The sequence below is a fragment of the Candidatus Melainabacteria bacterium RIFOXYA2_FULL_32_9 genome (assembly GCA_001784615.1).
Lineage (GTDB): Bacteria > Cyanobacteriota > Vampirovibrionia > Gastranaerophilales > UBA9579 > UBA9579.
In genome coordinates, this window is record MFRQ01000048.1 from 1 (window position 1) to 11,498 (window position 11,498).

General features: G+C 31.1%; 9 protein-coding genes and 1 pseudogene. 3 read left to right on the plus strand and 7 right to left on the minus strand.

Features of this window, described 5'->3' with window-relative positions; translation table 11 throughout:
* The 3 genes and pseudogenes from A2255_11080 to A2255_11090 all read right to left on the minus strand — a co-directional run bounded on the left by A2255_11080 (position 1) and on the right by A2255_11090 (position 1,040).
* Positions 1-251 (minus strand): annotated as a pseudogene (locus A2255_11080) (hydrolase).
* Positions 252-353: 102 nt separating this feature from the next.
* Positions 354-590 carry a hypothetical protein gene (locus tag A2255_11085; GenBank protein ID OGI21866.1) on the minus strand — a complete coding sequence of 79 codons (237 nt, stop codon included), beginning with the start codon at positions 588-590 and terminating at the stop codon, positions 354-356.
* A gap of 198 nt (positions 591-788) precedes the next feature.
* Positions 789-1,040, minus strand: a complete 252-nt coding sequence (locus A2255_11090) for a hypothetical protein (GenBank protein ID OGI21867.1) — start codon at positions 1,038-1,040, stop codon at positions 789-791.
* A 487-nt stretch (positions 1,041-1,527) separates the two neighbouring features.
* Here A2255_11090 and A2255_11095 point away from each other — a divergent pair, with 487 nt between their 5' ends.
* The 3 genes from A2255_11095 to A2255_11105 are packed head-to-tail and all read left to right on the plus strand — an operon-like array spanning position 1,528 to position 6,523.
* Complete coding sequence (locus A2255_11095) at positions 1,528-2,640, plus strand: hypothetical protein (protein ID OGI21868.1); 1,113 nt, start codon at positions 1,528-1,530, stop codon at positions 2,638-2,640.
* Between the two features lie 40 nt (positions 2,641-2,680).
* A complete protein-coding gene (locus A2255_11100; protein OGI21869.1) occupies positions 2,681-4,888 on the plus strand; it encodes a hypothetical protein in 2,208 nt (735 codons plus the stop codon).
* 3 nt (positions 4,889-4,891) lie between these two features.
* Positions 4,892-6,523: a hypothetical protein gene (locus A2255_11105; protein ID OGI21870.1), complete on the plus strand. Its 1,632-nt coding sequence runs from the start codon at positions 4,892-4,894 to the stop codon at positions 6,521-6,523.
* 76 nt (positions 6,524-6,599) lie between these two features.
* Here A2255_11105 and A2255_11110 read toward each other — a convergent pair whose 3' ends face one another.
* From A2255_11110 to A2255_11125, 4 genes are all read right to left on the minus strand, one after another.
* On the minus strand, positions 6,600-7,337 hold the full coding sequence (locus A2255_11110; GenBank protein OGI21871.1) for a hypothetical protein: 738 nt from the start codon (positions 7,335-7,337) through the stop codon (positions 6,600-6,602).
* 537 nt (positions 7,338-7,874) lie between these two features.
* Positions 7,875-9,101, minus strand: coding sequence for a hypothetical protein (locus tag A2255_11115; protein OGI21872.1), 1,227 nt, complete (start codon positions 9,099-9,101; stop codon positions 7,875-7,877).
* Positions 9,098-9,508: a hypothetical protein gene (locus A2255_11120; GenBank protein OGI21873.1), complete on the minus strand. Its 411-nt coding sequence runs from the start codon at positions 9,506-9,508 to the stop codon at positions 9,098-9,100. The genes A2255_11115 and A2255_11120 overlap by 4 nt, the downstream gene beginning before the upstream one ends.
* The gene (locus tag A2255_11125) at positions 9,509-11,338 is read right to left on the minus strand and encodes a hypothetical protein (protein ID OGI21874.1); all 1,830 of its coding nucleotides are present in this window, start codon (positions 11,336-11,338) and stop codon (positions 9,509-9,511) included.
* Between the last annotated feature and the right edge of the window lie 160 nt (positions 11,339-11,498).

Sequence of the window (11,498 nt, forward strand, 5' to 3'; positions counted from 1 at the left end):
AAATCTATATCGAAACGTGTTTTATATATTAAGTCTTCTGTTTCAGTCAATAGATCAATAAGTAATGTAGCAAGTCCGTTTTGGCGAAAAACTTGAGCTACAAAGTTATTTCTAGGGCTGTATCTACTACTTCCGCTTCCATGCGCAAACAATACTATTCCTTTAGCATTAGCTGGAATTTCAAGAGAACCTTCTATTTCAATTGAATTTACTTTTATATGTACAATTTCTTCATAGTAATGAATGACCATATTCTAAATCCTTTTGTTTTAATTATAAATAATATTTATATAGTATGATTGAAATGATAAAAGCCCTCATTGGCTGAGGGCTTTTATCTACTTAAGATAAATTTATATGTATTTAGCTACAGCTTTTTCTAATTCTACTGGTGAATTGAATGTTTCAGAAGGAATGTTATTAAGTACATCTCTCAATTTTTGAGGATTACCTTTTGTAATTTCAACTTCTTTGTCACCATATTTGCTAATTAAATCTTCTTTTGACATTGGAAAGTCAGCACCTTTAATTGCCATTGTTACCGCTGCTGCACCATAAGCATGTCCTGGTTCTGGTCCACGTTCGCCCATGATTTCCTCCTTATCTTATCAAGTTATTTATTATAACTTTACTTAGGAACATGTTATAACTATTTAAATTTAATACATTAGACAAAAGGATAAACATGAATCCCAGAAAACTTATCTGCACTGGGAAATATATCATCTAAAATACTACAAATAATAAAACCCGCAATATTGCGGGTTTTATTATTTGTAGTTGAGCGTTTACATCATCATTTCGTGAACAGCGTGTTCTAAATCAGCAGGTGAATTATATGTTTCACCTGGTAATTTTTCTAGAATGTCTCTTAATCTTTGAGGATTACCTTTTGTGTATTCAACTTCTTTGTCACCATACATGTTAATAAGGTCTTGCTTTGACATTGGAAAATCAGCGCCTCTAATAGCTTGAGTAATTGCTGCTGCACCATAAGCATGTCCTGGTTCCGGTCCTGGTTTTGAATGTTCGTATGCCATAATATAACTCCTTCTCCTTAGTTTCTTCAAAATAAAAATACTTTGAAAATAATTAAATATATATTACTCCTGAAAATTTAAATTTCATTAAACCATCGTCTATATTTAAATATATTCCAGCTGCTTTTAATAAAATTTTAACCACTTGGTATTACCTACAGGCATTTTGCTGTTTATCTAGTTAACTTGAATTGCCATCTACATAAATTTTTGCTTTGAAATTAATTAGCAAAAAATGATTATTATTTAATATTCATGCTGGTTTTAGCTAACTAGCGACTCGGGCTATTTAGTATTTTTAATAAGCTAATGAATGTTCTAAATGAGATTAAATTAAGGATTAAATCTTTAATAATTCTAATTATCAAATCCAGGTTATAAAAAAAGGTGTACAGAAGGATTGTATATTTGGGGATTATGATAAATCGTCTTTTTCTATGTAATTCATTTATATATGTTAGCGGGTAGATTTAAGGGTAATAATATTATGAAAAAAATAACACTTATGAGCTTAGTTTTTGCTTGTATGTTACAAGCAGCACATGCTATGCCTGAGGATATTACCGTTAAGGAAAATAGTGATAACAGGAAATTTTCTTTACATCTAGACCAAAGTTTTACCACTAGAAAATACATTCTTGGACCAAATGACATTATAAGTATATCTATATACAATGTTCCTGATTTTGATCAAAAAAAAGTACGTGTTCAGCCTGACGGCAGGGTTATAATTACACCTTTAGGATCAATAAGTGTCGCTGGCCTTACTATAGATGAATTGCATAATTTACTTGTTGAAAAATACAGTTATTATCTTGTAGATCCTCAAGTTTCAGTTAATTTGGATGAAAGCAAACCCTTTATTGTTTATATTACGGGTGCTGTAGCAAACCCTGGAAGCTATGAATTAAGCACAAGTACTAGTGATTATAGGTACATACAAAGTACTAAGCCTGAAATATCAATTGAAAGAAAAACTCCGCTTCTTTCAAACATGCTTGTTGCAGCTGGTGGGATTAATCATGATGCTGATCTTGAGCGTGTAGAAATTAAGAATAATATAGACGGCAGAAACTTTGAAATTAATCTACTGAAGCTTCTTGAAGAAGGAGATTCAAGTCAGGATATTTACCTTATGGCAGGTGACAGTGTTCATGTTCCACAATTACCAACACCACTTGCAATAAGTGATGAAAAATATAAAAAATATGCCAGTGCTACTTTTTCTCCAAGAATTGTGCCTGTAAAAGTATACGGTTACGTAAACAGCCCCGGACTTATCAAACTTGACCCATCAGATTCACTAAATCTAAATTCGGCAATAACATCAGCTGGAGGTTATTTACTTGATTCTGCATATGCTCCAAAGCAAATTTATCTAAGCAGAGTTGATTCAAATGGCAAACTTGTCACTACTGTAGTTAATCCTATGAGCAATGATTTGATTCTTATGCCAAATGACATAATCTATGTGCCAGAAAAGTCCAGACCACTTGTTGGTAAAGCATTTGATTATGTAGCAAGAGTTATTAGCCCTACAAATTCTTTCGCAAGTTCATATAATAACTGGGCATTAATATTTGATCCAAAGAGATTTTAATTGCAAGTATTTAGAAAGTTAGGAATAAGGTGATTATGTTATGAAAAACAAGATATTGGCCTTGATTTTCAAGGAGAAGGGGATTGTTCTAGCAGGAATAGTTTTGGGGTTAGCTTTATTTGTATGTTATTTCCTCTTCTTTTATACTCCAATTTATTCGTCTACTTCAGAACTTTTTGTAAGAAATATCTCTCAAAACAGTATTTTTACTCCTACTGAAGCACAATCGATGATTCAATCAGAAAGCGGGTATAGTAACCCACTTTTTAACCTTACACGTATGCTTAAATCCGGTAGTCTGGCTTCAAGGGTATACAGCAATATAAAAGAAAAATATCCTGAAGACCTGAAAAAGTTAAAAGTAAAATCTACCGAAGATTGGGAAGCTGTATTTCCTGCTTTAGTTGGAGCAAAAATTGAACCTTCTACTGATATTATTAATGTTTCACTAAACTGGATAAACAAAAATAATACAAAAGAAATATTAGATGAAACAATAAGCGAGTTTAAAATCATTAATCTTGAAATAAGAAAATCTGCAGAAACCAAAAGAAGAGAATATTTAGATAGTCAACTCGCTAATATTGGAGCTAACTTAGACTCTGTTAGAGGACAAATAAAAGATTTTAAACTTGAAAATGGGGCTTTTGATCTTGAAAATGAAAGTCTTGAGCTCACAAAGGCGAGAGTAGAATTACAAAAAGAAGCAGAAATTTTAAGAAGTGACGTTAGTTATTACAATAGAAAATTAGCAGATTTATCTTCACAACTAGGGTTACCTAACGCAAGAATGGCACTTAGGGCAACAGCAATTGGACAAGATCCGTATTTAGCAAAATTAAGTCAGGATTTAGTTGTTGCTGAGCAAAATTATTCTAAATTAAGTGCTAAATTTACAGATAATTATCCGGATGTAATTGGTGCTAAAAAAGAAATAAATACTATTAAAAGAAATATTGTAAGTAGACAAGATGAATCATTAGGAAATGTATTACTTGCAAGAGGCATATATGACAAACCCTCTCAGGATATAGTTACTGATATGGCAAGAGTTCAGGCTGAGAAGATTTCCTCTGCAGCTAAATTAAAAGGAATTCAAAAAGGTATAAGAAACCTATCAAAAGCAGAATCTAAATTACCTGCTAAAGTTCTTGGTCTTGGGGAACTACAGAAACAAGAAGAAGCACTTGCAACCGCTTATAACAATGCAAAACAAGCTCAATTAGAAGCTCAAATTAGAGAAAATGAAGTTATAGACAATATAATAGTTTTAACCAATTCATCTAATCCTAAATTTATTATGAGCACACTCTTGATTAGATTCTTCGGTTTTCTGGCATTTGGTTTAATGGGCGCTTTCGGGCTTGCCTGGATTAAAGAAGAAATAGAAGATAAATGGATAAATTCACAAGAAATCGAAGATATAACAGGAAAAAGAGTACTTGGTATTATCCCTTGGATAAAATCAAGATATGAAGTAATGGAGAATTTAATCCAGCACTCATATTCGCCATTAGGTGTAGCATATAGAGCAATTACCTCGAATATTGTATCCAAGTCTTATCTTGATGAAGCTCAGGTTCTCTCGTTTGTTTCAACTATATCATCAAGAAGTAAGTCATCAATTATTGCTAATATATCTGCAACCCTGTCAAAATTAGATAAATCTTTGGTAGTTATCGATACTGATCCAACTCAGTCTCAAAAATTGCTTAAAACATTGGGTTGTGGCGAAACCTGCAAAGGTAAAGACTTAATTGATGTTATTAATGAAGTAAACAAACATTTAAGACTTTCTAAATCAGCAGATAATAATGTTTTGGCTGAAATATTAAAAGATGCTCTTATTCCGGTTGTTATTAAGTCTGACAATGGCCATGATATAGGCTTCCATTATTTATGTATCAATAAAGAGATTGATAATATATATGATTATGTTGCTACTCAAGGATTTTCTATTGTAGTTAATTTCCTTAAACAGCATAATGAGTTTGTATTGATAGAAACTCCGCCTAAACCATTTATTTTCCCAGAGATTTCTGCAATAGCAAGTGTATCAGACGCAGTAATTATAATCTCTGCTTTAGAAACAAACAGAGAAAAACTGGTTAATATTATTGATAACTTTGATAGATCTAATACTAAGATTCTTGGAGTTATCACAAGAGAAGAAAACTCTGAAATAGAAGAATATTTCTTAGATAAAGATGTTGATACAGTGCATTCAGATCCGGTAGCCAGGGTTTAGGTTATGAATAAACTAGATAAAAAGCTTTTAAAACTCATAAGTACAAGGCTAATCATAGTTATAAGTACAATTGTAATACCACTGTTTCTACTAAAAATACTTGGTTCTAAATCTGATGTTGATCCGTTTATAATACTTGCAATTCTAGCAGCAGGGTTTACTATTGGGATATTTATAATAAAAAAATCCCTTGAGTCCACAATAATACCATATATAATTCTACAGTTGGTATTTTTCTGGATACTTATTGACTTTGTTTACCTGAGTCCTCTAGGAGTAAATATAAAGCTATATGCTATGTCATTTGGGCTTTCATTGTTAATTGCGGCTTATCATATTTTTAAGAACTTCAACTATTTATGGTCAAATTTTCCACTTTTTAGATACTTATTTATTTTTTTCCTGGTAAGTATACCTTATTTTCTTTTTTATCACTCTGACTTCAGGACCTCAACTTATCCAGATATCTGGCTATCCAAGATTAATGAAACAACAATGAAAACACATTCCTTCACTTACAACAATTTTAGGGATGATTCAAGTATTGTTATGTATTTAACTAGTTTAAGTCCTGTTGTTTCGGTAATTATCTCATCGATGATTTTTTTCGGTTTAAATACTATTGATAAAGTGAATGAAAGACTAATAAAAGTAATTAAGTGCATAACTTATGGATTTGTAGCATATTTTGTTGCTGCTGTATTAGGCATAATACTTGGTATAACACAATTTACATTTGAAGGTGGTAGATTAATAGGGAATTTCTATGGATCTACCATTGGATTTCACATCTTTGTATCTATGTTCATACTGCTTTTTGTTGGGTTTAAGTACTATTTAGACAAAACGGAGGACTTTAAAGGGAAAAAGCAATTAAATATAGTGCTAAATTTTGTTATTCCAGTTTACTTGTCTGTAGTTTTACTGCAAATAAATAAGACATCAATTCTTGGTTTGGTTATAGCCTTATTAACTGTTATGGTTTTAAACTTTAAAATCAGTAGTATTAAAAGCTTTTTTAAAGATAAGAGAAGCTCAAGTAGAAAGTTTTTTATCAGAATTATCCAGTTTTTACCTTTTATATTTATTTTATTATTTCTAAAAAATTCAGAGTTTATAGCTAATTCTGCAACAAACATAGTTGATAGGTTTTCTTCAGCTGACACTTTGGATACTCGATTTATGATTTGGGAGTACTTTATTAGAGATTGGAGTGATAAATTAGATTTATTCAAGTTTCTCTTTGGTTTTGGAGCTGATTCATCCATTGAAAAAATATTTTTCATTTCCAGCATGTTTCCACGCACTGATTTGCTACTGAGTACACATAACATTTATCTAGCTATGTTTTATGAGTACGGTTTATTTGCTATTTTATACTTTGGAGCCATTATTTCAGTAGCAATAAATAATTTAAGATATATTCTTTCTGAAGATACAGATAAAAATGTGAGGATATTCAGCAATATTAGCCTTGCCATAATAATATTTTTTCTTATATACCATTCTAGTGATGGGCTTAGAATACCGATAACAATCTTATTCTTCTGTTTACTAGGCTTTTTAGAAGCAGCTAAGCTGGCATATTTAAATATTAATATTAATGATGAACTTCAAATTTTAGAGAATACCTGATCTAAGGACGCAAAAATTAAGAATAAACACCAGTCTCTGTTCTCGGAGGCTGGTGTTTATTCTTATATCAGTATTATTATTTTAGGCTATTAAGTAACTTGTGAATCATTCGCATATCTTTTGCCATTTCGAGATTATCACATTTTAAAGCGGTTTGAATAGGATTTTTCTCATTTTTATCTCGAGCATTAATATCAGCGCCATTTTCCATTAAAATTGCTGCTGGTTCTATATCTCCCCAAATTGCGGCTTTATGAAGAGCAGTTTGTTCATCTTTATTTTTAGCATTGGGATCAGCGCCATTTTGCAGTAAGAGTTCTATTAAGCCACGTTTCCCTAACCTTACAGCATCAAAAAGAGGTGTTTCTTGATTATTATCTTTACTATTAACATCAGCGCCATTATCTATTAAAAATTTCATTAATTCTTCATTTTGCCATAATATAGTATTAGAAAGAGCATTTTTACCTTTATCATCTTTAGCATTAACATCAGCATTATTATCGACTAGAATTTTCGCTACTTCTTTTGATCTGGCAAGGTGAATAGGAGTTCTGCCAAATTCATCTTTAGCTTCATTCACTCTAGTACCGTTTTTAACGTATTTTTTAACTATTTTAGGATCAAGTTCTTGATATGTAGCAGATTTTAAATAATCGATAAATTCTTTATTTGTTTTTTCATTTTTACCATTAGAGCTGAAACTTACTGAATCACCAATTTTTTCAGAATTTCCTTTAAAATTAAGGTTCTGTGACTTGTTATTATGAATAAGTTTGTTATTACATCCAAGGTTAATTCCTCTTAATTCCATTCGATCCCTTCCATTCTATTATCTAAAAATTGCATACATGTAACTAATGCGTCTAAAGAAGAAAAATTGCTTTTTTTTAAATAGAGTTTTACAAAAATTAAGATATATTTGAAGTAAATTGACAAATATACAGTGATAAGGAGGCAACAAAAAATACTTACGCATAAAGTGATATTGTCATTGAGAGGAGGGCTGAAAGCCCGACATGGCAATCCAAATTATAGCATTATTTAATGGATTGCTTCGCTTCGCTCGCAATGACAGATTTGCGTTTTAAAATACGCAATAATTTTTTGTTTGTTCCTCATTTCATAAATCAGAAATAAAGCATAAGTAATAAATATGTATCAAGCTTAAGAGCTTATCCGAGAATTCAAAAAATGATGCTTAGAGATTGCTTCACAAGATCGATTTTATAAAATATCCCTGCCAAAAGGTTCGCAATGACAGCGGGGTATTATTGCAACAATTGATGACCTATGACAGTACGAAGTACTCGCAATGACAGCAATAATTTATTTGTCAGATAGGCTCTAATTAAGTTAATGATTTGTATGCTTCTATCAATTTTGAATAATGAATATTAGAAATATACATAGATTTGGCTTTTAGTCTGGCATTTTGCCCCATTTCATAAAGTAAAGTTCTGTTTGTGTTTAATTGCCTAATTGCCTGAGCTAAATCGTCTGCATTCTCAGATTCGAATATAATGCCATTTTTGCCGTTTTCTATAATTTCAGGGATAGCTCCGATGTTACTTCCTATAACAGGTTTACCATAGGCAAATGATTCAACAATAGTTAAGCCAAAAATCTCAAAGTAATTACTGGGAATAATAGAAGCTATGCAATTTTTATACTCGTTTTCCAGATCTATACCTGACTTAAAGCCTAGAAACTTGACATTAGATAAATTTGAAGCTAACTGTTTAAGATTATTTTCTTCTAATCCACTACCAACAATGTGAAGCTCTATATCAGGGATTTTACGCATGGCTTCTAACAGATAATGAACACCTTTTTCTTTTACCAATCTCCCTGCATAAAGAAAATATCCCTTATTACTATATTCAGGTTCAGCTTTAAAATAAGAATCATCTATAAAATTATTAATATGAACCAGTTTTTCTCTTGGTATACCTGATCTTGCAGCTAATTCTAATAAGGCTTTACTTGGACAGATAAAAACTGACACTTTATCGAATAATCTCAAGTATTTATTGAAAAAATACTCAAATGTGGCCAAGGTACTGGCTGGCAAGCTCTTATATTTACATCTGTTAGCTAAACAATGAATTGGATTGCCTGTAATACAAAGTTCATTTTGACAATAATTCTCAGTACTTAACAGCATAGTTCCAGCAGGGCATAAAAATCTTGTATCATGTAGCGTCATTACAACTGGAATATTATTTTTATAGCAACTGTCTAGAATAGATGGTGTTAAATGATAACTAATAGAATTACAATGAACTATATCCGGTTTTATTTCTTTTAAATATAAATTTAGCTTCTCTTTCGCTTCAAAATTATATAGAGGTCTAAAAATATTCTTTAATAAATCAGGTTTTGCTAGTGATCTGTAAGTAATATACTGTGGAAAATACCTGGAATATTCATAATTTTCTTCAAAAAAATTACCTCTATCAGATGCAAAAAAGAAAACCTGATGCCCGTTTTCCCTTAATACATTTCCCGTATTATAAGTATAAGCATCTGCTCCGCCATTATTTGAAAAATGATTATTTGCTAGGAGTATTTTCATTTTTTGTTACCAATTATATTGAGTGAGACTGAGACTTTGTCAGAATTTTTGTCCGAATCTACTTTTAATGAAGAAAAATCATTAAATTTTATCATGCCGTGCATATAAACTTTATTCCTGTATGACGTAGGGCGATTTACTATAAAATAATCAGCATCAAATACTCCAACTTGTTTTGATGACTTATGTGGAGGTAAAATTATTGTTTTTCCGTTATCTATAATCTCTGTATTATGATTCGTATTATTGATAACTACTCCTCCAAAGGAGTCTTTTTCAAACTTTTTTATATCAGTTTTGCTTGAGAAGACTGTAGAAAAAAACAATATATAGAATCCTGCCAGGTAAAATAGCAGTAAAATCATAATTTTTACAAATGTTTTTTTCCTTAATTTCATAACAATCATTTAGCTTATGAGTTGATAATTATTTTTAAAAGCACCTTTATGTTGGTTTATCCAGGCTGATGTAAAAGTAATAGCCCATAATAGAGAGAATAAATCAGGGTCTATATGGTTTAACCGATCGAGGATTCTTTTTGTTGTCTTAATATCAAAAAAGGCACTAAGTGGACTATTTTGATCTAATGCTGTAGAGTACATAAAATCTTTCATTTCTGAGTTTTTTAATATGTCATATATAGGTGTAAATGCCTGTTTAGGATAATTTATTAGATTCTGTGGGATCTGAGGAGCCAACATTCGTTTTAATATAGCTTTAGGTTCCTCAGAGACTTTTTGACTCCAGGTTATTGAATAAATTAATCTTAATATTTTGGGATCGTAAAATGGTAATATTAGCTTTGCACCATTCATACGCAAAAAATCGAATGTTTTTGAAGCACTGCTTAATGCAGAAGCATATATTAGATTCAAAATACTTGTATATTTGTAGTCATTAAATCTCTTATTTTCTTCGTTGAATCCTTCAAAAATAAGACGCACATCATCAATATAGCGCCTTTTTATAGTTTTAAGAGTATCATCTGGAGTATTAAAGATAATACCGTCAAATACATTACTGAGTTCAAGACACTGTAACGGCATTAATACTGAGCGCCTTGTTGCTCGGAAGGGTCTTGTTATAAAGGAATCATAGTTCCACATATTTAATGATTTATACATTTCTGCTGCAAAATGACGAATTGGCATCGGCATTTTATAAATTTTGCTGTATCTGTGATATACAGGTATATCTCCTACCAAACTACAATCAGCCCCTGATCCATCAATAGCAGCTGGAGTATATCCTCCTGATAGTTTTAGTGCTGAACGGGCAAGACTATTTGCTACTAATGTTGATGGATCAGTGAAAGGAAAAGAATATTCATTAAAAATTCTATTTACCATATTTGATATATCTGAAGGATCGTAACAAACTTGCTTAAATGGCAAATTAATATATTTGGATACTTCTGATGCCAAATAATCTCCAGGTTCATTTCTACCATTAGTATAATTAACTAGACTTACATCAGAACGGTTCATTTCAGATAATCTCAACCCCAGAAGGGTTGAATCAACTCCTCCACTAAAAAAGAGGATTGATGATAATGGCAATTCATTTAAGATACCATCAAGTATAATTTCAAATTCTTTTTCCTTTATTCCTAAATCTGAAGACGATGAACCTGTAAAAATATATTCTCTAACTTCCTGTGATAACTCAAATACTGGTTCTGTAGTATCAGGAAGAATTTTAAGTATATGAGCATTCGGAATACATTTAATATTCTTTGATATTGTATGAGGAGCCGGGATACTACGGTATTTAAACAAAGAATAAACAGCAACTTCATCAATATCAAGATCGCTCCATTGCAATAGCAGCCTTATATCATTACTTAGTACCCATCCCCTTGAGTCACTTGCAAAACAAAATTGTTCTGGAATAACTAAAGGAGACAATACCCTGATTTCTCCTGTATTAAGTGATATACCTAACTGAATAATGTTTTTGTCTAAATTATCAGTAAAGTATTCCCAGGGAGTAGCAAAATTCCTCCTGTTAATTGGATAACAATCTGTATTTAAGACTATGTATCCGTCAGTCTCAATAAATTGAATATTTGTTTTTGATAATTTATGCCTTAACCATGCAAATGAAAAAACTCTTTCATCATTAATACTTCTCATTTCTATGAATGAATCAAAACCTAACCAGTCAGCATAATCATTTATCATATTTAACCAGTTGGACATGTTATCCTTATTGCCTAAATAAGCACTAAAAAACATCTTAAGTTACCTCTCATACAAAATAAACAATAAAAAAGCTTTTAAAACACTAATCCACTCTAAAGATTGACACATTCGCCAAATGTACAGTTATTATAAACTTGAATTAATTTAGAGTAATAGGTATCAGGTGTATAATGTTTCTCAGCCTTTAATCTGC